Annotated in this window: 33 protein-coding genes and 2 tRNA genes; 16 read left to right on the top strand and 19 right to left on the bottom strand. The window is 66.0% G+C overall.

The annotated features are described in order from the left end of the window. Positions 1 to 60: 60 nt before the first annotated feature. Complete coding sequence (locus N6C22_RS15655; protein WP_261652056.1) at positions 61 to 1,065, bottom strand: PstS family phosphate ABC transporter substrate-binding protein; 1,005 nt, start codon at positions 1,063 to 1,065, stop codon at positions 61 to 63. Positions 1,066 to 1,385: 320 nt separating this feature from the next. Between N6C22_RS15655 and N6C22_RS15650 the strand changes: the two genes are divergently transcribed. Further along, positions 1,386 to 2,381 carry a PhoU domain-containing protein gene (locus N6C22_RS15650; protein WP_261652055.1) on the top strand — a complete coding sequence of 332 codons (996 nt, stop codon included), beginning with the start codon at positions 1,386 to 1,388 and terminating at the stop codon, positions 2,379 to 2,381. A 90-nt stretch (positions 2,382 to 2,471) separates the two neighbouring features. Here the strand turns inward: N6C22_RS15650 and N6C22_RS15645 are convergent, their stop codons facing one another. Next, entirely contained in the window at positions 2,472 to 2,849 is a 378-nt protein-coding gene (locus N6C22_RS15645; RefSeq protein WP_261652054.1) for a 30S ribosomal protein S8e, read from the bottom strand. Positions 2,850 to 3,009: 160 nt separating this feature from the next. Here N6C22_RS15645 and N6C22_RS15640 point away from each other — a divergent pair, with 160 nt between their 5' ends. Next, the gene (locus tag N6C22_RS15640; protein ID WP_261652053.1) at positions 3,010 to 3,459 is read left to right on the top strand and encodes a DUF2240 family protein; all 450 of its coding nucleotides are present in this window, start codon (positions 3,010 to 3,012) and stop codon (positions 3,457 to 3,459) included. Position 3,460: 1 nt separating this feature from the next. Beyond that, positions 3,461 to 3,847 (top strand): hypothetical protein, encoded by a 387-nt coding sequence (locus N6C22_RS15635; RefSeq protein WP_261652052.1) that lies wholly within the window; start codon positions 3,461 to 3,463, stop codon positions 3,845 to 3,847. Positions 3,848 to 3,887: 40 nt separating this feature from the next. On the opposite strand, the gene N6C22_RS15630 is transcribed toward N6C22_RS15635, so the two are convergent. The 3 genes from N6C22_RS15630 to N6C22_RS15620 are packed head-to-tail and all read right to left on the bottom strand — an operon-like array spanning position 3,888 to position 6,985. After that, on the bottom strand, positions 3,888 to 5,090 hold the full coding sequence (locus N6C22_RS15630) for a cation:proton antiporter (RefSeq protein ID WP_261652051.1): 1,203 nt from the start codon (positions 5,088 to 5,090) through the stop codon (positions 3,888 to 3,890). A 2-nt stretch (positions 5,091 to 5,092) separates the two neighbouring features. Further along, a complete protein-coding gene (locus tag N6C22_RS15625) occupies positions 5,093 to 5,575 on the bottom strand; it encodes a cation:proton antiporter regulatory subunit (RefSeq protein ID WP_261652050.1) in 483 nt (160 codons plus the stop codon). A gap of 36 nt (positions 5,576 to 5,611) precedes the next feature. Then, complete coding sequence (locus N6C22_RS15620; protein WP_261652049.1) at positions 5,612 to 6,985, bottom strand: TIGR00341 family protein; 1,374 nt, start codon at positions 6,983 to 6,985, stop codon at positions 5,612 to 5,614. Between the two features lie 121 nt (positions 6,986 to 7,106). Here N6C22_RS15620 and pyrF point away from each other — a divergent pair, with 121 nt between their 5' ends. After that, on the top strand, positions 7,107 to 7,913 hold the full coding sequence (gene pyrF / locus N6C22_RS15615) for an orotidine-5'-phosphate decarboxylase (protein WP_261652048.1): 807 nt from the start codon (positions 7,107 to 7,109) through the stop codon (positions 7,911 to 7,913). Between the two features lie 36 nt (positions 7,914 to 7,949). Here pyrF and N6C22_RS15610 read toward each other — a convergent pair whose 3' ends face one another. Next, positions 7,950 to 8,123, bottom strand: a complete 174-nt coding sequence (locus N6C22_RS15610) for a hypothetical protein (RefSeq protein WP_261652047.1) — start codon at positions 8,121 to 8,123, stop codon at positions 7,950 to 7,952. Positions 8,124 to 8,245: 122 nt separating this feature from the next. Between N6C22_RS15610 and N6C22_RS15605 the strand changes: the two genes are divergently transcribed. The 3 genes from N6C22_RS15605 (at position 8,246) to N6C22_RS15595 (ending at position 11,642) form a co-directional block, all read left to right on the top strand. Next, positions 8,246 to 8,821: a J domain-containing protein gene (locus N6C22_RS15605; protein WP_261652046.1), complete on the top strand. Its 576-nt coding sequence runs from the start codon at positions 8,246 to 8,248 to the stop codon at positions 8,819 to 8,821. Between the two features lie 134 nt (positions 8,822 to 8,955). Further along, the gene (locus N6C22_RS15600; protein ID WP_261652045.1) at positions 8,956 to 10,605 is read left to right on the top strand and encodes a GTPBP1 family GTP-binding protein; all 1,650 of its coding nucleotides are present in this window, start codon (positions 8,956 to 8,958) and stop codon (positions 10,603 to 10,605) included. Between the two features lie 86 nt (positions 10,606 to 10,691). Further along, positions 10,692 to 11,642, top strand: coding sequence for a M48 family metallopeptidase (locus tag N6C22_RS15595; protein WP_261652044.1), 951 nt, complete (start codon positions 10,692 to 10,694; stop codon positions 11,640 to 11,642). Between the two features lie 19 nt (positions 11,643 to 11,661). Here N6C22_RS15595 and N6C22_RS15590 read toward each other — a convergent pair whose 3' ends face one another. The 13 genes from N6C22_RS15590 to N6C22_RS15530 all read right to left on the bottom strand — a co-directional run bounded on the left by N6C22_RS15590 (position 11,662) and on the right by N6C22_RS15530 (position 18,059). Then, positions 11,662 to 12,342, bottom strand: coding sequence for an HAD family hydrolase (locus tag N6C22_RS15590; RefSeq protein WP_261652043.1), 681 nt, complete (start codon positions 12,340 to 12,342; stop codon positions 11,662 to 11,664). Between the two features lie 31 nt (positions 12,343 to 12,373). Continuing rightward, complete coding sequence (locus tag N6C22_RS15585) at positions 12,374 to 12,862, bottom strand: hypothetical protein (protein WP_261652042.1); 489 nt, start codon at positions 12,860 to 12,862, stop codon at positions 12,374 to 12,376. Next, a complete protein-coding gene (gene mch, locus N6C22_RS15580) occupies positions 12,859 to 13,791 on the bottom strand; it encodes a methenyltetrahydromethanopterin cyclohydrolase (RefSeq protein WP_261652041.1) in 933 nt (310 codons plus the stop codon). The genes N6C22_RS15585 and mch overlap by 4 nt, the downstream gene beginning before the upstream one ends. Positions 13,792 to 13,849: 58 nt before the next feature. Beyond that, the gene (locus N6C22_RS15575; protein WP_261652040.1) at positions 13,850 to 14,167 is read right to left on the bottom strand and encodes an MTH1187 family thiamine-binding protein; all 318 of its coding nucleotides are present in this window, start codon (positions 14,165 to 14,167) and stop codon (positions 13,850 to 13,852) included. Continuing rightward, positions 14,164 to 14,616, bottom strand: a complete 453-nt coding sequence (locus tag N6C22_RS15570) for a universal stress protein (protein ID WP_261652039.1) — start codon at positions 14,614 to 14,616, stop codon at positions 14,164 to 14,166. Before N6C22_RS15570 ends, N6C22_RS15575 begins: the two co-directional genes overlap by 4 nt. 97 nt (positions 14,617 to 14,713) lie before the next feature. Continuing rightward, positions 14,714 to 14,974 (bottom strand): hypothetical protein, encoded by a 261-nt coding sequence (locus tag N6C22_RS15565; RefSeq protein ID WP_261652038.1) that lies wholly within the window; start codon positions 14,972 to 14,974, stop codon positions 14,714 to 14,716. 54 nt (positions 14,975 to 15,028) lie between these two features. After that, a complete protein-coding gene (locus tag N6C22_RS15560) occupies positions 15,029 to 15,643 on the bottom strand; it encodes a hypothetical protein (RefSeq protein WP_261652037.1) in 615 nt (204 codons plus the stop codon). 393 nt (positions 15,644 to 16,036) lie between these two features. Then, positions 16,037 to 16,107: transfer RNA gene (locus N6C22_RS15555), tRNA-Gly, on the bottom strand. 73 nt (positions 16,108 to 16,180) lie between these two features. Beyond that, positions 16,181 to 16,609, bottom strand: coding sequence for an NUDIX hydrolase (locus N6C22_RS15550; protein ID WP_261652036.1), 429 nt, complete (start codon positions 16,607 to 16,609; stop codon positions 16,181 to 16,183). A gap of 37 nt (positions 16,610 to 16,646) precedes the next feature. Further along, a complete protein-coding gene (locus tag N6C22_RS15545; protein ID WP_261652035.1) occupies positions 16,647 to 16,934 on the bottom strand; it encodes a hypothetical protein in 288 nt (95 codons plus the stop codon). A 54-nt stretch (positions 16,935 to 16,988) separates the two neighbouring features. Beyond that, on the bottom strand, positions 16,989 to 17,288 hold the full coding sequence (locus N6C22_RS15540; RefSeq protein WP_261652034.1) for a hypothetical protein: 300 nt from the start codon (positions 17,286 to 17,288) through the stop codon (positions 16,989 to 16,991). Positions 17,289 to 17,424: 136 nt separating this feature from the next. Next, positions 17,425 to 17,670, bottom strand: coding sequence for a hypothetical protein (locus N6C22_RS15535; RefSeq protein WP_261652033.1), 246 nt, complete (start codon positions 17,668 to 17,670; stop codon positions 17,425 to 17,427). A gap of 318 nt (positions 17,671 to 17,988) precedes the next feature. Continuing rightward, a tRNA-Gly gene (locus N6C22_RS15530) sits at positions 17,989 to 18,059 on the bottom strand. Between the two features lie 278 nt (positions 18,060 to 18,337). On the opposite strand from N6C22_RS15530, the gene N6C22_RS15525 reads away from it, so the two are divergent. From N6C22_RS15525 to rpmC, 9 genes are read left to right on the top strand one after another with little or no spacing between them, the layout of a single operon-like run. Further along, a complete protein-coding gene (locus N6C22_RS15525; protein WP_261652032.1) occupies positions 18,338 to 19,192 on the top strand; it encodes an RNA methyltransferase in 855 nt (284 codons plus the stop codon). 4 nt (positions 19,193 to 19,196) lie between these two features. Then, a complete protein-coding gene (locus N6C22_RS15520) occupies positions 19,197 to 20,222 on the top strand; it encodes a 50S ribosomal protein L3 (RefSeq protein WP_261652031.1) in 1,026 nt (341 codons plus the stop codon). A gap of 3 nt (positions 20,223 to 20,225) precedes the next feature. Continuing rightward, complete coding sequence (gene rpl4p, locus N6C22_RS15515) at positions 20,226 to 20,978, top strand: 50S ribosomal protein L4 (RefSeq protein WP_261652030.1); 753 nt, start codon at positions 20,226 to 20,228, stop codon at positions 20,976 to 20,978. After that, positions 20,975 to 21,226, top strand: coding sequence for a 50S ribosomal protein L23 (locus N6C22_RS15510; RefSeq protein ID WP_261652029.1), 252 nt, complete (start codon positions 20,975 to 20,977; stop codon positions 21,224 to 21,226). The genes rpl4p and N6C22_RS15510 overlap by 4 nt, the downstream gene beginning before the upstream one ends. Positions 21,227 to 21,228: 2 nt before the next feature. Continuing rightward, a complete protein-coding gene (locus tag N6C22_RS15505) occupies positions 21,229 to 21,951 on the top strand; it encodes a 50S ribosomal protein L2 (protein ID WP_261652028.1) in 723 nt (240 codons plus the stop codon). Further along, the gene (locus N6C22_RS15500; RefSeq protein WP_261652027.1) at positions 21,948 to 22,379 is read left to right on the top strand and encodes a 30S ribosomal protein S19; all 432 of its coding nucleotides are present in this window, start codon (positions 21,948 to 21,950) and stop codon (positions 22,377 to 22,379) included. Before N6C22_RS15505 ends, N6C22_RS15500 begins: the two co-directional genes overlap by 4 nt. Before the next feature lie 8 nt (positions 22,380 to 22,387). Beyond that, positions 22,388 to 22,849 (top strand): 50S ribosomal protein L22, encoded by a 462-nt coding sequence (locus N6C22_RS15495; RefSeq protein WP_261652026.1) that lies wholly within the window; start codon positions 22,388 to 22,390, stop codon positions 22,847 to 22,849. Then, positions 22,849 to 23,769, top strand: a complete 921-nt coding sequence (locus N6C22_RS15490) for a 30S ribosomal protein S3 (RefSeq protein WP_261652025.1) — start codon at positions 22,849 to 22,851, stop codon at positions 23,767 to 23,769. Before N6C22_RS15495 ends, N6C22_RS15490 begins: the two co-directional genes overlap by 1 nt. A gap of 3 nt (positions 23,770 to 23,772) precedes the next feature. Continuing rightward, positions 23,773 to 23,988: a 50S ribosomal protein L29 gene (gene rpmC / locus N6C22_RS15485; RefSeq protein ID WP_261652024.1), complete on the top strand. Its 216-nt coding sequence runs from the start codon at positions 23,773 to 23,775 to the stop codon at positions 23,986 to 23,988. The last annotated feature ends 3 nt before the right edge of the window (positions 23,989 to 23,991 follow it).

The following is a 23,991-nucleotide window of genomic DNA, read 5'->3' as shown; positions in this document are numbered from 1 at the left end:
ATTAGACGCGCCGAAAAGCGCTTCTACTCTGGTTCGTCACCGGTGTGTGCTCGTGGGAGTCTACTCGAGGTACTCGGAGAGCTTGTCCATCTGCGCCTGCAGCGTCTCCTCGTCGTTGGGGACGTAGCCGACCTTGTCGGCGACGAGTTCGCGCTTGCCGGACTGCTCGACGAAGTACTCGGCGAACGCGCGGACCTGCTCTTTCTCCTCGAGCGACTGGACGCGCGGGTACGTGAACAGCGGGCGCGAGAGCGGCGTGTACTCGCCGGCCTTCGCGTTCTCGAGCGAGGGCTTGACACACGTGCCGTCACCGTCGTCGATGGCGAGCGCCTTGATTTCGTCCTTGTTCTCGCTGTAGTACGCGAAGCCGAGGTAGCCCATCGCACCGGAGGAACCCTTGACGCCGGTGATGATCTGGCGGTCCTGCTCGGTCGCGGAGTAGTCCTGACGGTGGCTGTCCTCCTCACCGATGACGGCCTCGGTGAAGTAGTCGAAGGTGCCGGACGCGGAGGTCGGGCCGTACAGTTCGAGCTCCTTGTCGGGCCACTCCGAGCGGATGTCGCTCCACTTCTGGGCGCCGTCGGGCTCCCAGATCTGCTTGAGTTCGTCGACGGTGATGCAGTCGACCCAGTCGGCCTCCTTGTTCACGACGACGGTGAGTGCGTCGATAGCGACCTGGAGTTCGACCCAGTCCACGTCGTTGTCAGAGCACTCCTGTTGCTCGGTCTCCTTGATGGGGCGGGACGCGTTGTTGAAGTCGGAGTCGCCCTTGCAGAAGTAGTTGGAGAAGCCGCCACCGGAGCCGGTCGAACTGATCGAGATCTTCACTTCGGGGTGCTCTTCCTCGAAGCCCTCCTTGATGGCCGTCGCGAGCGGGAAGACGGTCGAGCTCCCGTAGATGTCGATGTTGCCCGAGAGGGAGTCGCCGTCCTCGGTGTTCTCGCCCTCGCCACCACTCGTCCGCTGCTGGCAACCAGCGAGACCGGCGAGTCCCACAGCACCGGCAGTTGTCATGAACTTCCGTCTGGAGACGTCCTCGAACCGTGTGTCGCTTTTCTCCGTCATCGAGTGAACGTCATGGTGATATGAATAAATACCTCGCTATGATAGCTATATATTCGTAAATAACGCAATAGACTACCTCGGTTCGTGATACCGAGTCACAACGTTTCGGGGGTCGACGGCACCGAACGGGGCACCGAATCGAATATTCCGGACAGGTTCGTGTCTAAATCATCGGTTTCCGGGGCCTGAACCCACGATTTCGTCCCCCCGTCGGTCGAGAGTCACATTGGTCTCCGGAGTGACGAATTCGTTCTTCTCACCGGACCGGGCTCTATATAGAAACAAGCACATTTATTTTCTCCCTGACCTCATTGCCCGATATGGAAACGCGCAAGGTGCAAGTGACGGGTGGGTCCACCTTCACCGTCTCGCTGCCGAAGTCGTGGGCGACGGACAACGGCGTCTCCGCCGGGACGACCGTCGAGTTCTATCCCGAAGAGAACTCGCTGTTGCTCACACCGAAGAGCGAGACGAAACGGACCGAGGGCACACTCGACGTGTCCGACCTCGATGGGCAGCGTCTCACGCGCGCGGTCATGACCATGTACGTCTCCGGGTTCGACATCATCTCGCTGGAGGCGAGCCGCATCACGACCGACCAGCGCCGCGCCATCCGGTCGGCGACCCAGAGCCTCGTCGGTGTGGAGGTCTTAGAGGAGACGAGCGACAGCGTCGTCATCCAGGACCTGCTGGACTCCTCCGAGCTCAGCATCCACAACGCCGTCACGCGCATGCGCCTCATCGCGCAGTCGATGCTCTCGGACGCCGTCACGGCACTGCTGGAGAACGACGAGGACATGGCCCGCGACGTGCGCGAACGCGACGACGACGTCGACCGTCTCTGGTACGTCGTCTCCCGTATCTTCCGGGCGACGCTGCGCTCGCCCCGCGCCGCCGAGGAACTCGGTGTCCCCCGGGAGGTCTGTTTCGACTACCACTCCAGCGCCCGCCAGCTCGAACGCATCGGCGACCACGCCGCGAAGATCGCCAACATCGCCGTCGAACTCGACGAGATAGACGACGACGTGGCCGAGGCGCTCCAGGAGCTCCACGACGACTCGGCCGAGGTGCTGGAGAAGGCGATGGACGCGCTGTTCGCGGACGACCCGGAGGAGGCGACACAGCTCGCAAACACCGCCCGCGAGTCGGTTCGCCAGATCGACGAGCACACCCGCACCATCGACGAACTCCTGCGCGAGCGCGAACCGCAGGCTGCCCAGGCCCTCGGGCTGGTCGTCGACTCGCTCTCGCGGAGCGCGGACTACGCCGGCAACATCGCCGAGACGGCACTGCAGAAGGCGGCCCCGAGCCCGTAAGCAGCACCCGGTTCAGCGATGTCTCTTCCTGCTGTTCTCTCCCAGCAGAGCCGTCGCTGTGAGGGGGTGAGAACGGAGATGAGAAGGTGATTACTCGTCGTCGACGATGACCGCGTTGACCTGCCCGTTCTGGCCGGGGCGGGAGGTGACGCGGGCCGTGCCGGCGTCGGTCTCGATGACGGCGCCCTTCGTGATGATGTTCCGGCGCACGTAGTTCGGGTTGGCGTCGTTCTCGACGACGTCCTCGATGGTGGCGTGGACGGTCTCGCCGCCCTTGTTCACGTTCGCGACGTCGGTCGCGAGGGCACGGGTCTTCGTCGTGTTCCCGCGCGTCTCGATGACGCGGAAGCGCTGTTCGCCGACCTGCGTCTCCGTCGGGAGACGGCCGAGCTGGTGCTTCTTTCGGTTACGGATCGGGCGGAGTCGTCCGCCAGTACGCTTGCGCGTGGAGCGTCCCTGGTCTTGCATACCCGGAAGCAGTTCCAGCAGCTACTTGAATCGCTCGACTTGAAGCGGGGTCTCGTGCCCCTGTGCCGTGTGCGGCCGGCCCTCGGGCCGTGCGAGGAGCTGGCATTCTCGGGCAGCCACATCGTAGCGTTTAGGCCCGCGTCGGCCGACCGACGTGAATATGAGTCTACGTGTGGCCGTCGCCGCGCCGTTCCGCCAGCGCGGGAAGCGCGAACTCGAGCAGAACGAGTTCGTCGTCGCGCTCTCGCTCGACCGCGACTGGTTCTCGCCGGACCAGGCCAAGCGGCTGGTGGATGTGGCGACGGGTGAAGGGTTGCTCGAACAGGTCGACGGGAACCTCCGGTGTACGTTCGACCCGAACGAGGTCGAGATACCCGAGGAGTTCGTCCCCGGTGACGACGTGCTCACCGAGCGCTCGGCGTTCGAACAGGTACTCGACGACCTCGTCGCCGCGGGCCACGAGAAACACGAGGCGGTCGGAGCCATCAACCAGCTCCAGCAGGAGCTCGACGTGACCATCGCGGCCGCCGCGCTGGTGTACGCGCGCCAGCAGGGCCTCGACGTCTCCGAGGCACGGACGAAGGCGCGACAGGAACTCACGGAGGCCTGAGATGGTCGAAGACAGGACCACCGACGGCGTCCGCCTCGCGCAGTTGCTCTCCTCCGAACTCGACGGGCGCGAGGACGGCGAGTTCGCCCGCTTCGCGGTCGAGAACGCCGACCGCGATGTGGAGCCGACCGACGATGGGGCCCGCGCCTACGAGGTGACCCGAGACGGGGAGCCGTTCGCGGTCGTGTTCGTCCAGCCCGACCGCATCCGCATCGAACTCGAAGTCGGACTCGATGCCGCGGTCGAGAAAGCGAAGCAGGTCGGCCTCCGGGTCCGTCCGAAGGCGACCCAGCCCCCGAAGACGCTCGTCTTCGTCGAGGACGGGGCCGAGGTCAAGCGCGCGACCGACGTGGTCGACGCGGCGAGTCAGGCGGCAGAGAGCGAGTGAGTCGGTGAGGCTGTGAGTCGGTGACCGGTCGCGGAGCGACTCAGGCGCTGGTCCCACTCGACGATTCTCTGATGACGTACTTCTCGAGCAACGGCGAGGCCCGCATCAGACCCGTCCCGAGCACGCTCATCACGAGCACGTAGCCGACGGCGAAGGCCGGAATCACGTCCGCGAGCGCGCCGGTTCCGACCGAGGTCGCCAGCGCGGCGAGCACCAGCGAGAACTCCCCGCGAGCCACCAGCCCGACCGCGACGCGCAACGAGCGGCGCTCGCTCAGCCCGTAGCGCTTCCCGCTCCAGTAGCCACTGACGAGCTTGCTCACGGTGGTGACGACCACGGCCACGCCGAGGAGCGCGAGTGCGGTCCCCTGGAGCTGGCTCACGTCGGTCTGGAGGCCGATGGCGAAGAAGAACGCCGCCGCGAACAGGTCCCTCGCGGGGGCCATGACCCGTTCGACCCGATGGACGGCGTCGGTCTCGCTGACAGCCGTCCCGACGAAGAACGCCGCGACGGCCTCGCTGACCCCGAGGTCGAGGGCCATCGCGGCGACGACCGTGGTCACGCCGAGCAGCCCGAGCAACAGCAGTTCGTCAGAATCGATGGCGAGCGCGCGCTGGAGGAGCGGCGTGCCGAACCGGGCGAAGACGACGAGCGCGGTGAGCACGGCGAGCGCGACGCCGACCGACTGGACCGCCGCGAAGCCGCCGTCGCCGATGGCGACCGCCGAGAGCAGCGCGAGGTACACCGCGATGACGATGTCCTCGACGACCAGGGTCCCCAGAACGACCTCGCTCTCGGGGTCGGCGACCCAGCCGAGGTCGATGAGTGTCTTGGTGATGATCGCGCTGGAGGAGATGTAGACGATACCGACGAGGAACGCCGTCTCCAGGGGGGAGAAGCCGAACGCGACCCCCAGTAGCACGCCGACCCCGGCGTTCACCACCAGGTCGATGCCGCCGATGAGCGAGAGCTTCTCGCGTCTGGCCAGCAGCTGGTCGACGCTGAACTCCATCCCGATGAAGAAGAGGAGGAGGACGATACCGAGTTCTGCCAGGAGGTCGACGAACGCCTCGTCCTGGATGAGTTTCAGGGAGACGCCGTCGGCGATGGGCGCGTGCGGTCCGATGAGCAACCCGACGACGATGTACGCCGGGATGACCGACAGCCGGAGCTGGCGGGCGAGGACGCCACCGACTGCGAGGACGGTGAGCGTGATGCCGGCTTCCAGGAGTAGCCCGGCCATCGTCAGTCCTTGTGGACGAACGAACGGAGCTTCTCCTGTTCCTCCCGCGTCCCGATGGCGACGAGGATATCGCCGCCTCGCAGTTCGAACGTCGGGTCTGGGTTCGCGACGGTCTCGTCGTTACGCTGGATGGCCATGATAGAGGCTCCAGTCGCGGTCCGGACGCCACAGCTCTCGAGCGTCTGGCCCTCGAGGGTCGACCCTTCGTCGACGGTGACCCACTCGATGATGGCGTCGCCGAGGGGCACCTGTGGCTGCTGGAGCTCGACGGGCTGGAAGTACGCCCCGCCCAGAATCGCACCGAGCTGGCGCGCCTGCTCACCGGAGAGACTCGCGATTCGAGTGCTGTCTGCTTCCGGGTCCGTCCGGTGGAACATCTCACGTCGACCGTCGTGGTGGATGAGGACGACAAGCCGGCCACCGCCGTCGAGTTCGACCTCGAACTTGCGGCCGACCCCAGGAACGTCCGTCTCGTACACCGTCATACCCGAAGATGGTGGCCGGCTGGGATATAAAGGTCGTCACGCGGTGGCGATGGCTGGCTCGAACTCGCGCCAGGTGAGCTGTGACTGCGTGGACTGCTCCGGCGACCCAGGTCCTTCACGCGGGACCCAGGACCGCTCGCCCGATACGTACACGACCTCCAGCCGGAACTCCCGACCGTACTTCGATTCGAGCCGCTCGGCGAGTTCGTGCGCCAGCCCCGGCGGCGGTTGCGTGTCGACGTGGTAGCCGAGGACCACACGCGCTCTGACGGGCTTCCCCAGGAAGTGGTCGATAGGCAGGTACTCGATGTCGGAGTCGAGGTAGGCCATCCGACCGTACTCGCCGGCGTCGAAGGTCGCTTCGAGGTCCGCGATCATCGACTTCTCCAGCGATTGCACCTCGTGGGTCGTGACGGTGACCGCCCCGAGGAGCACGGTGAGGACGGCGATGGCCACGACGAGCTTCGTGGTCCGCATCCTGACGGCGGCTCGCGCCCGCTCGGCATCCAGTCGCCGCTCCGGCCGGTAGCCCGCGAGCCAGAAGAGGATGAGCGCCGAGAGGTTGATGGCGAGCAGGTTGACGACGACGAGCACCGCCCCACCGAATGCCAGGAGCGGCTCGCCGTAGGAGAGTGCGATACCGGCGGTCGCCGCCGGGGGGACGAGCGCCACCGCGATAGCGACACCCACGAGCGTCGACCCGGACCCCCGCATGATACTGATGGCCCCGGCTGCCCCGGAGCCCAGGGCGAGCACCAGCGACAGGATACCGGGTCGCACCCGCTCCATGATCTGGGGGACCTCCCTGATCGAGAGGTCCGGCTCGACGAGAACCGTCTGTTGCACGACGACCCCGACCAGGAACCCGAGCGCGATGGCCCCGATGAGCCCTGTAATCTGGAGGTGAATCCCGCGACTCCCGAGTTCAACGTCTTCGAGGACGGCCCCGACGCTGGCCGCGATGGCCGGGCCCATCAGCGGGGCGACCACCATCGCCCCGATGATGGTCGCCGCGGAGTTCTGGAGCAAGCCCGTCGCAGCGATGAGCGTGCTCAGAAACAGCATCGGGAAGAACGTCTCGTTGTCGGGGGCGAGGTCGTACGCCCGGGCGCTGAGTTCTTCCCGCGAGACGCGGAGCCCGGCGTACTTCCCGCGGAGTGCCTCGAACTGCCGGGAGATGACCAGTTCGACGGGGAGGACGATGGTGTAGGAGTCCTCCCGGATGCCCGCGATTCGCAGTTTCTTCAGGACGGGTTCGAGCCCGTTGGTCGGCACCGGGAACTGGACCATCGCCTCGAAGTCGCCGCGACCGGTCTCCTCGAACAGGGCGTAATCGATACCCTCCCGCTCGAGGACGGCGAGCACGCCGTCTCGCTTTCCGTGCGGGATGAGCGCCTGGACGAGTCGCATGCAGTGGATACGCTCCTGCGGTGGTTAAGCCGATATTCGCGGCGCTGATAGCTCATATTGCGGTGCCGGCCGCGACTCGCGATAGCAACCTTGTTATTCGACCCACTCCCACGCCAATCAAATGAGCTTCTTCGAGCACGTCGGGCAGCGGATTCGGGACAAGGACACGGTCGTCTCGGTCGGCCTGGACCCCGACCCGGCCCGGATTCCCGACTTCCTCGCGGACCACGACCTGCCCCGGTGGGCGTTCAACCGCCGCATCATCGACGCGACGCACGAGCACGCGGCCTGTTTCAAGCCCAATGCCGCGTTCTACGAGGACGGTGACGGCTGGGCCGCCCTGCGAGAGACTATCGCCTACGCCCACGGGAAGGACGTTCCTGTCCTCCTGGACGCCAAGCGCGCCGACATTGGGAACACGACCCGCCAGTACGCCGAGTTGCTGGACTACGCCGACGCCATCACGGTGAACCCGTACATGGGCCGGGACTCACTCGACCCGTTCCTCTCGCGGGCCGACAAGGGCGTCTTCATCCTCTGTCGCACCTCGAACCCCGGTGGCGCGGACCTGCAGGACCTCGAACTCGCCTCCGGCGAGCCCCTGTACGAGCGGGTCGCCGCGCTCGCGGACCTCTGGAACGAACACGGGAACGTCGGGCTGGTCGTCGGCGCGACCACCCCGGACGAACTCGAGGAACTGCGCGAACAGGTTCCCGACATCCCGTTCCTGGTCCCTGGGGTCGGCGCACAGGGCGGCGACGCAGAGGCCGCGGTCGAGTACGGACTCGCTGACGGAGTCGGGCTCGTGAACTCCTCGCGGGGTATCATCTTCGCCGGCGAGAACGCTCGCGGCGAGAAGGAGTTCTTCCAGGCGGCCGGGCAGTCGGCCAGGCGGCTGAAGACGCGACTGAACCAGTACCGCGACTGAATCGACGCCCACACCGACCCCGGTACTCCCGCCGACTCAGAGCTGGTAGGTGTCGCCCTCGACCCCGCTGGGGTCCGCCCGGCGCGCACAGTCGAGGCACATCCCGTGCTCGCGGTCGAAGTGGTTCTGACAGACCATCGCCCCACAGCGGTTGCAGTGCTGGCGTGCGCGGGCTTCCTCGCAGATCTGGCAGAGGCCTGCGACGCTCATGTGAGAAGATAGCACACCCTGCCTCTTGAGTGCTCGGCCTGCGGTGCCAGCGACCGCGCGGCCACCCCGTATCCTGCACTCCACCGAGTCGTTTAGGGTAGCGTGGCACATAGAGTCACAGCGTGCGAGATTCGCCACTGCTGTTCGGGTTGGCCGCCGTCTTCGCCGGCCTGACGACGGTGCTCGCGGTCGTGGCCATCGTCACGCGCGAGTTCTTCGTCCTCGGGGTCGCGCTCCCGTTCGCCGCCACCACCTACTTCATGTGGTTCCAGGCGAGCGGGAAACTCCATGAGAAGGTGGCCGGCGGGACGTACGCCGACGCCCCCGGCGAGCGCCGCCGAACCGCCGAGCAGAAGGCCAGAGAGGGCGCCCGCGGCGGCCGAAGCCGGTTCGCCCGCGAGGCACGACGGGCCGCGGAGGAGCGCCGCCGGCGCGACCGGTTCCGACAGGCTGGCCGCGTCTCCGACAGCGGCCGTCGCCGACAGCGTCGCCAGCGACGCGGAACCCGGATGGACGACGGCCCGACCCGGAAAGAGGCCCTCTCGACGCTCGGCCTGCGGGGTGACGCCGACGAAGAAAAGATTCGGGAGGCGTACCGTGAGAAGGTCAAGGAGGTCCACCCGGACACCCCGGACGGGGACGAGGATGCGTTCAAACGGGTGAACGCGGCGTACGAACGCCTCAAAGACGACTGGTGAGTCGGGGCGATTCCCTGTCCGTGCCCCGGGATACCCGGTGGACTGGATGGTTCTCCAGATTCCTCAGACCGTAATGTGATAACAATTGTCATAAGACGAGAAGTCTTTTGCCACCTGTCTCCTAACCCGGAGGTATGAGCCCTGACCGGGCCGTGTTGGAGCAAGCCCTCGAACGCGGTGAGCAAGAGGGCGGCAACGTCGAGTTCAAGGAGCGACTTACGAAGGACGTCCACCTCGCCGATGGCCGGCGAGAGAGCCTGGCGGCGCAACTGCGCCACCGCGTCCTCTCTGGCGACGGCCAGGCGATGTACGTGGTCGGTGTCACAGACGACGGTGGCCTCGCCGGTATCGAACCTGACGTGTTCTCGGAGACGATGGACGTGTTGAGCCTGCTCGCCGAGGAGGCCGGTGCCCACATCGAGAACGTCCAGACGTGGGGCGTCACCGACGACGGGGCCCACCGTGGGACACGCGGTGACCACACAGACGCCAGAGAGCGCGGTATCGTCGGCGTCGCCGAAATCCGCGAAGGTGGCGTGCTGGAGACCGACGACGAGCACATCGTGGTCGGGACCGCCGGCCACGTCGACCACGGGAAGTCCACGCTGGTCGGGTCGCTCGTCACCGGACAACCGGACAACGGCGACGGGGCGACCCGCAGTTACCTGGACGTGAAGCCACACGAGGTCGAGCGCGGGCTGTCCGCGGACCTCTCCTACGCGGTCTACGGCTTCAACGACGACGGCCCGGTCCACATGAACAACCCGCACCGCAAGCAGGACCGGGCCCGCATCGTGACGGAGTCCGACCGGCTCGTCTCGTTCGTCGACACGGTCGGCCACGAGCCGTGGCTCCGGACCACGATTCGGGGGCTGGTCGGGCAGAAGCTCGACTACGGCCTGCTGACGGTCGCGGCCGACGACGGGCCGACGAAGACCACTCGTGAACACCTCGGCGTCCTGCTCGCGACGGACCTTCCGACCATCGTCGTCTTGACGAAGAAGGACATCGTCGACGAGGAGCGCCTGGAGGAGGTCGAACGCGAGGTCGAGCGCCTGCTCCGCGACGTGGGCAAGACGCCCCTGCGGGTCGACCGCCACGGGGTCGACGCCGCCGTCGAGGAGATCAGCGACGTGGTCGTCCCCATCCTCACGACCAGTTCGGTCACGATGGACGGCCTCGACACCCTCGACGAGCTGTTCGAGCGCCTCCCGAAGACCGCCGGCGTCGAGGGTGACTTCCGCATGTACATCGACCGGACCTACTCCGTCACCGGGGTCGGTGCGGTCGCCTCCGGGACCATCATGTCCGGGGAGATAGAGGCCGGGGACGAACTCCTGCTCGGCCCGATGCCCGACGGCTCCTGGCGCGAGGTCGAGGCCCGGTCCATCGAGATGCACTACCACCGCGTCGACGAGGCCAAGGCGGGCCGCATCGTCGGTATCGCGCTCAAGGGCGTCGCCGAGAACGAGATAGAGCGCGGGATGGCGCTGGTCCCCCGCGACAGTGAACCGGCGACGGTCCGCGAGTTCGACGCCGAGGTGATGGTGCTCAACCACCCGACCCGCATCGGCGACGGCTACGAGCCGGTCGTCCACCTCGAGACCATCAGCGAAGCCTCCATATTCTCACCCGAGGAGGGACGGCTCCTGCCCGGCGACAAGGGCCGCACCCGCGTCCGGTTCAAGTTCAGGCCCTACATGGTCGAGGAGGGCCAGCGCTTCGTCTTCCGCGAGGGCCAGTCCAAGGGCGTCGGGACGGTCACGAACGTCTATCGGGAGTGACCTGCGGCCGACCCAGCACCCCTGACCGGGAGCGTTTCGGTCGCCCGATACATGTTTTTTTGCTGGCGTCCTAGTCGCTGGCACGAATGGACCGTCGCTCACCAGCCGTTCGCTTCTACATGGCGCTGACCGGGGTGGTCCTCGTCGCGCTCTATCTGCTGGTGGGCTCGCTGCTGGTCGAGGTCGCCACCTCGCTCTGGCTCAGCCGCCCCGACCCGGTGCTGTTCGCCGCCGCCCTGCTCGGGTCGTCGCTCGTCTTCGGCTACGCGAGCTATCGCGGAGGCACTGCACGGCTCCTCTCGTCGCTCGACGCGGTCGCCCTGCCCAGAGAGCGCGCCCCCCAGCTTCACGCCCGGGTCGACCGGCTGAGCGAGCGGATGGATATCGAGCGCCCGCAGGTACTCATCGCGCGGATGCACGCCCCGAACGCGCTCGCGCTGGGTGGCAGAAAGCGCGGGGTCGTCGTCCTCGACGCGAGCCTCTTCCGCCTGCTCTCGCTGGACGAAATGGAGACCATCGTCGCGCACGAACTCGCCCACATCGAGAGCCGCGACAGCCTGGTGCAGACGCTGGGATTCAGCGTCGCCCAGACCCTCAGCGGCTTCGTCTTCCTGCTGTTGCTTCCGGTCGGGCTGTTCGTCGCCGGGTTCCGACGAGCATTGCGCTGGGTCCGCGGGGAGCGCCCGCGCCCGTTCAGCCAGCATCTCTCCCGCACCCACGCGCAGGTGGCCTCGGCCGTGATGGTCGTGATGCTGGTGTTGACGTTGGCGCTTCGAGCACACTCCCGGCGGCGGGAGATCGCGGCCGACGACCGGGCGGTCGCGGTGACGGAGAAACCGATGGCACTCGCCCGGGCGCTGGCGCGCATCGAACGCGCCTCGGAGCCCCCGGGCGGGTTACTGTCGTCGCTCTACATCCACGGGACAGAGGAAGGGACGCTCACGCGACTGCTGGCGACCCATCCCCCGATGCAGGAGCGAATCGAGCGACTGGTCGAGCGGGCGGAATCGACGTGGCACCGCATCGAGATCCAGTGAGTGGCGTCGGGCCGTCCGACTACCAGGGCGGGTCGGTCAGTTCGGCAAGCGAACCGAGCACGTACTCCGGCGTCGGCGAGTCCGCTCCCGGGCTCCCGCCATCCACCGCGAGCCACGCGGCACGGACTCCGGCAGCCTGCGCCCCGGCCACGTCCGAGCGCAGCGAGTTCCCGACGTGAACCGTGCTGTCGGCCTCGCTCCCGAGCAGGTCGAGGACGCGGTGGAACGCGTCGGGCGCGGGTTTCGCGGGCGTGTCGTAGCCGGCGTGGACGACGTGCTCGAACGCGTCGGCGAAGGGGAGGGCACCGAGTTTCTGTGACTGCATCTCGGGGGACCCGTTGGTGACGACCGCGAGCCGGTGGTCGGTCGCGAGGGACGAGACCGCCTCGGCAGCGCCGGGGAGCGGTTCCACGTTCGACTGGTCGCGCTCCGCGTCGTAGACCGTGGCGAGTTCACGGCCGAGGTCGGGGTCCCTGCCGGCGTCCGCCGCCAGGCTGGCGAAGCACTGCTCGCGCAGTTCATGCATCCCCGATGCGTCCGTCACGAACTCGTCGTAGCGCGCGTAGTAGTCGGTCGCCTCGAAGAACGGGTCGACCCCGACGGTCTCGAAGGCGAGGTCGAGCATCTCGGGGACCGTGCGTCGGTACGAACAGAGCGTGTCGTCGAGGTCGAACAGGACGGTATCGACGGGAGCGGGCATCGGTGGATACTGCACCCGGCGGTAGGATAAATCAGTCGGCTCGGTAGCCGTCCCCGGTCCGCTCTGCGAGGCCCAGCAGCACCAGCCAGTCCAGTTCGTACTCGACCTTCTCGGTCCAGACCTCCTCCCACGTGTTGGGGTTCTTGTGGCGCTCCCACTGGGGCACGTCGTCGCGGTAGCGGGCGAACACCTCGTCGGCCGAGAGTGGTTCGTCGGCATCACGGAGGATGTCGAGCACGTCGGTCGCGCCGAAGACACCCTCCAGAAACGCCGTCTGGAGGTGCTCTCGGGTCGGTTCCTGGCGGATGCGGCTGAACCCGCTCGGCCCTTCCTCGGCGAGGCCGACCCCCCGAAGGAACGTCAGCCACGTCGCGGCCTGATCGCGGCTGACGAGGTCCGTGCGCTGGAGCATGCGGGCACAGCAGTCGTCCTCGCTGCCCGGGACCAGGGGGACGGCGCGCTGGGCTGTCTCGACGAAGTCGAGCGAGTCGGGCGCTGGGGGAACGTGTTTGAACTTCACAGTCCGAACGACTCGGCCAGCAGCTCCTCGTCCGTCTCCCCGAAGACGTGGGTCGGGCCGCCCAGCACGTCGACCGTGATCTGCGCCGGGGCGAACACGCTCTCGTCGAGCTCGTGGAAGTCCCAGTCGATCTCCTCGAATATCTCGGCGAACGGCTCGCCGTACTGCTCGTTGGCGGTCGAGACGACCTCGTCGAAGCGGTCGAAGTCCTCCTCGACGGTGAGGGTGACCTGCCCGCCGTAGGCCAGGGCGTCGTTGGTCCGGGCCATGGCCTCCTCCTCCGAGGCGGCGACCGGGGCGACCGGGGCGGTGCCCGAGACCGAGACGAGGTTCAGCGGGTCGTAGCCCAGTTCCGAGAGCCGGAACGCGGCCAGTTCGGCGGCCCGGGCACCGATGCTGATGCTGCCCGCGAGGCTGGCGGTCCGGAAGCCGGCGAGGAAGGTGCTCGAGGTGTTCGTCTCGGTCAGGTCCGCGACGTGCTCGGCGACGGCCTCGCCCGGAAGCGCGTCGGCCTCGATGGTCAGGACGGTGAGGTCGAAGGCGTCGTGGTAGCCGACGCGCTGGAACACGTCCTCGGTGCCGACGAGGGCGCGGGCCGGGCCGCTCCCGAGCCCCTCGAAGTCCTCGACGCTGACCTCCCAGCCGGCCTTCTGCGAGCACAGCAGGGCCAGCTCGGGGTGGTCGGTCGTCACGTCGACGTAGCGCATCGGCGCGCCCGCCACCTCGCCCATCCGGGACTGGACGGTCGCGAGGCCGCCCGTCTGTATCTCCGCGAGGAGGACGCCGGCCTCGACGCCACCGTGGAAATCCACGCCGAAGTCGAGGACCGTCGCCTCGTTCTCCAGTTCGTACGCCCCGATATCGAGTACCTCCGCGAAGTCGATGGCCTCGTCGACGAGCTCGATGGCCATCCGGTTGAGACTCTCCATGCGCGAGGGTTGTGCGGCTCCGGATAAAGGGCTTCAGTTCTCGGCTCAGCGACCGTCGCTACTCCCCGGGCTCGCTCCGGGCTGGCCGCCCGAGGTGTCCCTCGACCGCCTCGACCTTCTGGTCCGCCGTCGTGGTCTTGGTCCGCTTGTCGTCTATTTTCAGGAACGTCGAGACGCGGTCGCCATCGACCGCCTCGTGGGCGGCCTGGGCGGCGGCGAACACCGTCGCCGCGTCCGCTGCCTCGATGGTCGTCCCCATCGGGGTCGTCTCGTAGGTCACGTCGAAGTCGTCGAGGGCGGCGACCGCCTTCGCGACCTCACTGGCCATGCTCCCCTCGATGACTGGTGCGACCGAGAGGAAGGCGACGACCGTCATTCCTCTTCGTGGAGCTGGACCGTCACCCGTCCCTCGAAGTTCAGCAGGATGCGCTGGGTGAGGTCACCGAACAGCGCCTTCCCGCTGGGCGAGCGCTTGCGCCCCGAGATGAAGACGTGGTCGCAGTCGCGCTCGTCGGCCACGTCGAGGATGGCGGTCTCCTCGCGGCCGACTGTGCCGAGTACCTCGTACTCGACGTCGAGGCCCTCGAGCGACTTGTGGCCGACCTGTGTCGCGAAGTGTTCGGCCTCCATCTCGGCCTCGTCGAGCGGGAAGCTCTTTCCGTCGCTCTCCAGTCGCGACGACATGATGTCCTCGTACTCCTCCTCGGGAAGGACGTGGAGCAGGTAGAGGTCGGCCCCTGTCCCGGCGGCGATCTCTCCGGCTTCTCGGATGAGGGACTTGGTCTGGTCTGAATCGTTGCGGATGACGGCGAGTGCGCGTTCCATATCTACCGCTGTTCGAGAGGGGGTGAAAAAAAGGTTGCCCGAGGGACACAGTGTCACCCGTGCGACCGGCTAGCCGCCCGACGACGCGGTGTCCGCGTCAGTAGTACTCGCGCTCCTGGTCGGACGAGAGGAGCCGCTTCAGCAGGTACTCGGCGAACAGTCCCACACACATCACGCCGCCGGAGAGGAGCATGAAGTACAGCACCACCTCGGCGACCTGCGAGCCGGAGAGCCGCGACATGGTCAGCCCGACGGGGAACAGGGCGGCTCCGAGGACGACCAGCGGGAGCACGACCCAGCGAACGAGCACGGATTCACGGACGAACGACAGGCCGCCGTACAGCGGGCTCAGTTCCATGCAGGAAATGTTAGAACAAGAGAATAAATAGCTTCCGTACAGTTCTGTGCCGTCTCACAGACGCTGTTCGACCGACCGGAACGTCGCCGCGAACCGGCTCGTCCCCGCGAGCGCACTGTCGGCGATCTGGAAGACGTTCAGGGTGACGTCGGTCTCCTCGCCCGTGAGGACGACTGCCCACGCGCCACTGTCCGGTTTCTGCCACTCCCCCTCGGCCTCGCGCAGGAGCGTTTCACCGAAGTAACTCCCCAGCGACAGCACCAGTTGCTTGTCCCGGGCTCCCTCGGTCGCCAACTCGGTGGCCAGGTCGTCGAGTCGCTCCAGCGACGCCAGCGAGTAATCGAGCTCTGCGGCCGGCCAGTCCTCGACGCACGCCGCCGCCTGCTCGCGGAACACCTCCGTCCGGTCCCGGGGTTCCGGCTCCGGCTCCGGCGCGGTAGCCTCGGCTTCGACAGGGGCTTTCGCCTCCTCGACAGCTCCCCCGGACTCGGTCGCGCCACCGGCGGCCGGTGCCGCCGGTTCCGAAGTCGGTGAGTCCGGTGTCGACTGCGGCGGGACCGACGCGTCCGTGGGCGAGGTCGGTGACGCCGTCTGTTCCGTCGCGGCCTCGGGCGACTGGCTCCCGTCTTTGCTTCCGAAAAGTCCGGTGAGTCGTTGGAGCAGTTTCATAGTATTTCAGACTCGCGGGGTTCGATAAAAAGCCCCACCCCGGAGTGAATGTGAAAATCCGGAAACTCTTGCAAAAGGGTGTTACCGGGCCTATAGGTCTGTTCTGGAGAGTGTCGCGATTGGTAACAAGAAATGGTGGTGGCCGGTGCTGTGTTGGCGAGGAACCGGATTTAGAAACTGCACTGCACTGGCTGGGATTGTGAACCTCACTCGCACGACCTCGCTCCGCTCGGCTGCGTTCGCTCACGGCTTCACCGTTCGCGTCGCGGTTCTCGCTCTGCTCCGAACCGCGCACTGCTCGCTGGTTCAAATCCCAGTGTCGAGATTTCCAGTATTCACGACGTTCTCGCGACACGCTGTCGCGGTCGCTCGTGGTAGTTGAATACTGAGAAATGCACTGGCTGGGATTTGAACCCAGGTTGTGACCATGGCAAGGTCACGTGATACCACTACACTACCAGTGCGCTTCGACTTCACCTGAACCGATGTGCTGGTCGGTTTAATACCCTGCGATATGAGTCGGCGAGGGCGGGGTGGTCAGTCGTCGAGAAGGCCGACGAGTCCGTCGGGATAGAGCGTCGCCTCGCCGTCGATGAACTGCGACACGGGTTCCCAGCTCGCGGTGAACCTCCCCGGGCCGTCGTCCTCGAGGCCTTCGAACGTCTCCTGCTCGTAGGCGCCGTCGTCAGCGAACTCGGCCTCGAAGACGAACACCACCTCGTGGCCCGGAGTTCCCTCGAAGGTGAAGACGTTCTCGAGCACGCCGAGTTGCTCGATGGGCGTCACCTCCCGGTCGAGTTCCTCACGGAACTCTCGGACCAGTGCGTCGCGGGCCCGCTCTTCGAATTCGAGCCCACCCCCGAGCGGTCGGTAGAACGTCTCCTCGCCGTCGTACCGCTGGAGCAACAACTCGTCGTCGCGCCAGACGAGGCCCAGGGCGATCGGTCTGATTTCACGCCAGGACATGCCAGTATCGACTCGGGTGGCTGAAAAAAGGGCTGCGTTAGCGTGTCGGTTTCAGGCGGTCCGCCAGGTCGGTCACCAGTCGGGAGAACGCGACCACGACCGTGGCGAGCAGCGCCGATTCGAGGACGAACACTGCCCCCGTGACAACGTGGAACCACAGCCCGTACTCTAGGCCGAGGTGGAGCTGGAGCAGGTCGGCCGCGACGATACCGAAGTACCACGCGAAGAACGTGGCGGGAACCAGAAGGGCGAGCCCGAGCAGGACAGCCGTCAGCCGGAGGACTGACCCGGCGAACGAACGTGGCGGGGAGCGCGTCTCGTACATACGTCACTGTACTCACCCAACCGCTAAAACCAGTACCTTGGCATGCAGTGCAACTTACCCGGCCGACGACGGCGGCGACCGAAACAGCCGCCGCAACCGACGCTTGACCAGTGCGATTCCCGTCGCGGCGACCAGCGCCTCGATGAACAGGAACCCCCCGATGAGGAGGTACATCCCCACGCCATCCCCGACCCCCGTGAAGAACATATCGCGTGTCATCCTGGCAGCCACCACCGCGAAGAACGTGAGCGTGTTGTACCCCGCGAAGGTGACGCCGACGAGAACCAAGACGGTGAAGATTATCAGGAGGTCCCTGACGAACGGTCGCCACCCCCCCGCGAACAGAGCGTTCATATCACGTAGAGAGAGGTGAGAATCGTTGATACCGGTTACCGAAGCGAAACGAGGAGTTGGATAGGACCACGAGGTGGGCCGACTACGTGCTGACTGGGAAATACGTACACGAAGAGCGACGTGTTGGGAGGAGCGTTCAGCCCGCCACCGACTCTCCTTCGACCATGTCGTCGTCAGGTTCCTGCTCGTCCCAGCGTGCGAGGCCGCTCCTCGCCGAGGCCCGGACGAGCCCCCAGTACACGACCGTGAACACGACCAGGCCCAGTACGAAGATGACAGCCTCGGTCAACGGGAGTTGACTGAGGATGCCGATGCCGAGCACGAGCGCGGCCAGCGGAGCGAACACGATGACGCCGACGGCGATCACTCCGAAGAGGACCAACGCTCCTCCTCGCATCACCCGTCCGAGGACAGGGGTTCTGGTCAGTTGGCTACGTTTCATCATTTTTCTTCCCCCTTTCTGGTCACTGTGCCTCAGTTGACCAGGTAACAATAGGACTTCTAGCAGAATATGGACAGTGCAGATTCTCATTGTTAGAGAATATCAAGCATGGCTGGGGGATGACAGGCCGTCGGTCACGCACCCACGACCTGGCGTTCGCACCACAGCTGTTCTCGCGACACGCAAACGCGGTCGCTCTTGGGTGTTGTATACCGAGAGATGCGACTCGCTTCGCTCGTCGATTTGCGTCGGCAGAAATGCACTGGCTGGGATTTGAACCCAGGTTGTGACCATGGCAAGGTCACGTGATACCACTACACTACCAGTGCGCTTCGTCTGCATTCAAACGTAACTGCTGGATGTGATATAAGGCTTCTGAATCGGACGGTCCGTGGGAGACACAAACCACCAGACTGCGCAGCGTTACGGGGTGTATTATCTTGATTCCCGCACGTACGCGAGCATGACGCTCCAACCATGTGAACGCTAAACACCCACATTCGGGCGTGAGTCGCCGTCACAACCCAAAATCCAATCCGGCACCCTTTTACATTGGGCCAGAATAAATTCGGCACAGTCTAGTGGCGAGGCGTCGAAGCGTCACGGCATGACCATCAGCGTGCTCGTGCCGTCATCCCTCGTCCGGGAAGCCGAAGACAAACGCGAGGCAACTCGCAAGGTCGGCTACGTCGCCCGCGCGGCGACGGTGTTCCGGGCAGACAGGCTGGTCGTCTTCCCCGACGAAGACGGCGAGACCAGATGGGGTGGCGGGTTCGTAAGCACCGTACTCGAATACGCGACGACGCCCCCTTACCTCCGAAAGGAGGCGTGGGGGCATCGAAGCGAACTGGAGTACGCCGGTATCTTGCCGCCGCTCCGCGCCTCACCACAGACCGGCTCCGAATCAGACGGTTCGGGGTCGTTAAGACAGGGAATCGTGACCGAGGTCGGACCTGACAGGCGCGTCCGGGTCAATTGCGGACTGCAACACCCGATCTCGCTCGTCGCACCACCCGATATGGCGGTGCCAGACGAGGGAGAACGCGTAATCGTCAGGGTATCTTCGCGACGTCCGGTCCGTGCGCGACTCGTCGACGAGCCCATCGGTGGGCTGGTCGTCGAACGCACGGACCTCCAGACAGCGCTCGACCGCCCCGACGCGGGGCTCCGGATCGCGACCTCGCGCCACGGTGAAGAACTCACCGTGGGGCGACTCGCGAACCTGACCGGGCAGATCCAGCGCGACGGCATGACCGTCGTGTTCGGGTCACCGGGGCGAGGGCTGCCTGAAATACTCGGAATCGACGTGGCCGAACTGGCCGCTCGACACGAGGACGCCACCGAACCCAACGCCGGAGGGTTCGACCTTTGGCTGAACTCGATTCCGCACCAGGGCAGCAAGGTCGTGAGAACGGAGGAAGCTCTGTTCGCGACGCTTGCCTGCCTGACACTCAACGAGTGATACAATGCCACAACCTAGCAGACCACGCAAAGGCTCGCTCGGGTTCGGCCCGCGCAAGCGTGCGACCTCCGAGGTCCCGCGCTTCAACTCGTGGCCGGACGACGACGGACAGCCGACGCTGCAGGGTTTCGCTGGCTACAAAGCCGGCATGACCCACGTGGTGATGATCAACGACGAGTCCGACTCCCCCCGAGAAGGGATGGAGGAGACCGTCCCCGTCACCATCGTGGAGACCCCGCCCATGCGGGCGGTGGCCCTGCGAGCGTACGAAGACACACCGTACGGGAAGAAGCCCCTCACCGAGGTCTGGACCGGTGAGTTCCACGAGGAACTCGACCGCGTTCTGGACCTCCCCGAGGACCCCAGCCCCGAGGCCGACGCGGAGGAACTCCGCGACGCCGTCGAGGCAGGCAAGGTCGCTGACGTTCGTGCCATCACGCACACCGTCCCCAGCGACGTCCCGTCGGTGCCGAAGAAGAAGCCCGACGTGATGGAGACCCGCATCGGCGGTGGCTCCATCGCGGACCGCGTCGACTACGGCCTCGAGCTCATCGAGGACGGCGGCGTGCACGAGATGAAAGACACCTTCCGCGCCGGCGAGTACACCGACGTTTCCGGCGTCACGAAGGGGAAGGGCACCCAGGGCCCGGTCAAGCGCTGGGGCGTCCAGAAGCGTAAGGGCAAGCACGCCCGCCAAGGATGGCGGCGTCGCATCGGTAACCTCGGCCCGTGGAACCCGAGCCGCGTTCGCTCGACCGTTCCCCAGCAGGGTCAGATGGGTTACCACCAGCGCACCGAGCTCAACAAGCGCGTCATCCGCATCGGCGACGGTGAGGATGTCGACGACGTGAACGTCGACGGCGGCTTCGTCAACTATGGCGAGGTCGGCGGTCCGTTCACGCTCGTCAAGGGCTCGCTGCCGGGTCCGGACAAGCGCCTCCTGCGCTTCCGTCCGGCCGTCCGACCGAACGACCAGCCGCGCCTCGACCCCGAGGTGCGCTTCGTTTCCACAGCATCGAACCAGGGATAAACCATGCAGGCAACAATCTACGACCTGGACGGCTCCGAGGCCGACACGCTCGACCTTCCCGAGGTCTTCGAGACGGCCTTCCGTCCGGACCTCATCACGCGTGCGGTCCGTGCCGCCCAGGCCAACCGAAAACAGCCGTACGGTGCCGACGACTACGCCGGCATGCGTACGTCCGGTGAATCGATGGGTTCGGGCCGCGGCATGGCACACGTGCCGCGCTCGAACGGCCAGGGTGTCCGTGTCCCCCAGACCGTTGGTGGACGCAAGGCACACCCGCCGAAGGAAGAGAAGGACCTCGGTGAGCAGATCAACAAGAAGGAGCGCAAGCTCGCGTTCCGGAGCGCACTCGCCGCGACCGTCGACGCCGAGCGCGTCGCCGAGCGCGGTCACGCGTTCGACGAGGACCTCAATCTGCCGCTCGTCGTCAGCGACGACTTCGAGGAGCTGCTGAAGACCAAGGAGGTCGTCAGCTTCCTCGAGGCCGTCGGTGCTGACACCGACATCGAGCGCGCAGACGAGGGCAAGACCGTACGCGCCGGTCGCGGGACGACCCGTGGTCGCAAGTACAAGCAGCCCAAGTCCATCCTGTTCGTGACCTCCAGCGAGGCCGGCCCGTCGAAGGCCGCACGCAACCTCGCCGGCGCCGACGTGGCGACGGCAGCCAACGTGAACGTCGAAGACCTCGCACCCGGCGCGAACGGCGGTCGACTGACCGTGTTCACCGAGTCCGCCATCGCGGAGGTGGCCGACCGATGAGCGTCATCCAGTACCCGCTCGTGACGGAGAAGGCGATGAACGACATGGACTTCGAGAACAAGCTCCAGTTCGTCGTCGACCTCGACGCTGCCAAGCCCGACGTCCGCGAGGCTGTCGAGGAGCAGTTCGAGGTCTCCGTCGTCAGCGTCAACACGCAGGTAACGATGAAGGGCCAGAAGAAGGCCATCGTCCGCCTCTCCGAGGAGGACGACGCACAAGAAGTCGCCTCTCGTATCGGGGTGTTCTAAGAATGGGACGAAGAATCCAGGGCCAGCGACGTGGTCGCGGTGGGCCGACGTTCCGTGCCCCCTCGCACCGCTACAAGGCTGAGCTCTCGCACAAGACGCCTGAGGAATCGGACGTCGTCAACGGGACCGTCGTCGACATCGAACACGACCCCGCCCGGTCCGCACCGGTCGTGGCCGTCGAGTTCGAGGACGGCGACCAGCGCCTCGTGCTCGCGCCCGAGGGCATCACCGTGGGCGACGAGATCCAGGTCGGTGTCTCCGCCGAGATCGCACCGGGTAACACGCTCCCGCTCGCCGAGATCCCCGAAGGGGTTCCGGTGTGCAACATCGAGCGCCAGCCCGGTGACGGCGGCAAGTTCGCCCGGGCGTCCGGGACGAGCGCCGACCTCATCACCCACGACCGCAAGGCTGCGGTCGTCCAGCTGCCCAGCGGCGAGATGAAGCGCCTCGACCCGCAGTGCCGCGCCACGGTCGGTGTGGTCGCGGGTGGTGGCCGAACGGAGAAGCCGTTCGTGAAGGCAGGGAACAAGTATCACAAGATGAAGGCTCGCGGCACCAAGTGGCCGAACGTTCGTGGCGTGGCGATGAACGCCGTCGACCACCCGTTCGGTGGCGGTGGCCGCCAGCACCCGGGCCGACCGAAGTCCGTCTCGCGCGACGCACCGCCGGGCCGGAAGGTCGGTGACATCGCGTCTCGGCGAACCGGCCGAGGTGGTAACAAATGAGTCAACCCGACTACAGAACTGGCCGCGACGAGGACGAGGAGTTCACCTACCGCGGCTACACGCTCGACGAGCTGCAGGAGATGGAGCTCGAGGAAGTCGCAGAACAGCTCCCCGCCCGCATGCGGCGAAGCATCAAGCGCGGTCTCTCCGTCGAGAAGCAGAAGCTTCTCGAGAAGGCCCGCGACTACGACGAACAGGAGAGCGCCAACAACCCGATCCGCACGCACCTGCGCGACATGCCGGTGCTGCCGGAGTTCGTGGACCTGACCTTCGCCGTCTACACGGGTCAGGAGTTCGAGCGCGTCAAGGTCAAGCCCGAGATGATCGGCCACTACCTTGGCGAGTTCCAGCTCACACGCTCGTCCGTCACGCACGGACAGGCGGGTATCGGTGCGACGCGCTCCTCGAAGTTCGTGCCCCTGAAGTGATCGATACCATGGGAATCAACTACAGCGTCGACGCGGATCCGGAGAAGACGGCCAAGGCCATGCTCCGGGAGCGTCACATGAGCAACAAGCACAGCAAGGCCATCGCCCGAGAGATCAAGGGCAAGACCGTCGCCGAGGCACAGGAGTACCTCGACGCGGTCATCAAGGGCGAGCGGTCCGTTCCGTTCAAGCAGCACAACAGCGGCGTCGGCCACAAGGGCGACATCGACGGCTGGGACGCCGGCCGCTACCCCGAGAAGGCCAGCAAGGCGTTCCTCGACCTGCTGGAGAACGTCGCAGCCAACGCCGACCACCAGGGCTTCGATGGCGAATCGATGGAGATCATCCACGTCGCCGCCCACAAGGTCGGTGAGTCGCCGGGCCGCAAGCCCCGCGCGATGGGACGTGCCACGGCGTGGAACACGCCGCAGGTCGACGTCGAGATAATCGTCGAGGAGGTCGAGAACTAATGGCAGACGAACACCAGTTCATCCGAGACGGTATGCAGCGGTCCCAGATCGACGAGTTCTTCGCAGAAGAGCTCGGTCGAGCTGGCTACGGCGGCATGGAGGTCGCCAAGACGCCCATGGGCACACAGATCGTGCTCAAAGCCGAGAAGCCCGGTATGGTCATCGGCAAGGGCGGTGAGAACATCCGGAAGGTCACGACGATGCTCGAGGAGAAGTTCAACCTCGAGGACCCCCAGATCGACGTGCAGGAGGTCGAAGAACCCGACCTCAACGCACGCATCGTCGCGGACCGCCTCGCCAACGCGCTCGAGCGCGGCTGGTACTTCCGTAAGGCCGGCCACACGACCCTCGAACGCATCATGGACTCCGGTGCCCTCGGTGCCGAGATCGTCCTGAGCGGGAAGGTCACCGGCGCGCGCTCGCGCGTCGAGAAGTTCAACGACGGCTACATCAAGCACAACGGCGAGCCCGCAGAGGAGATCGTCGACGAAGGCCAGGGTGTGGCAGTCATGAAGCTCGGTACCATCGGCGTCACGGTGAAGATCATCCCGCCGGAGGCCGAGCTCCCCGACGACTTCGAGATCTACGAGGGCGAGGACGTCAACGAGGTTGCCCCCGAGGCCGTCGAGGCCAACGAGGCCGTCGAGGAACTGCTCGAAGAGCCCTCCGAAGAGGAGCTCGACGAGATCGTCGACGAGGCCCAGGAGGGCGAGCCCAGCGAGGCCGCCGAGCCCGATCCCGCCGACGAGGAAGTCGTCGAAGAGGTTCTCGACGAGGACGCCGACGAGGAGTTCGAAGAGGTCGAAGTCCCCGAAGGCGACGACGAGATCGAAGACGAACTGGAAGAACTCGACGAGGCCGTCGAAGAAGAGGCGGCCGCGATGGTCGAGGAGATGGACGACGACGAGGAGGAGGAATAACCCATGGCGATTCTCCACCCCGAAGAAGTCCGCGAGCTCACCCCGCGTGAGCGCGAAGAAGAACTCGAAGAGCTGGAGACCGAACTCCTGAACGCGAAGGCCGTGCAGGCCGCCGGTGGTGCCCCGGAGAACCCGGGCCGCATCGGCGAGCTCCGCAAGACCATCGCGCGGATCAAGACGATCCAGCAGGAAGAAGGCGACTTCGAGGACGAAGAATAACCA

The sequence above is a fragment of the Haloarchaeobius sp. HME9146 genome (assembly GCF_025399835.1).
Taxonomy (GTDB): Archaea; Halobacteriota; Halobacteria; order Halobacteriales; family Natrialbaceae; genus Haloarchaeobius.
Note: the sequence above shows the minus strand (reverse complement) of the source record. Positions and strands in the feature narration are given on the sequence as shown.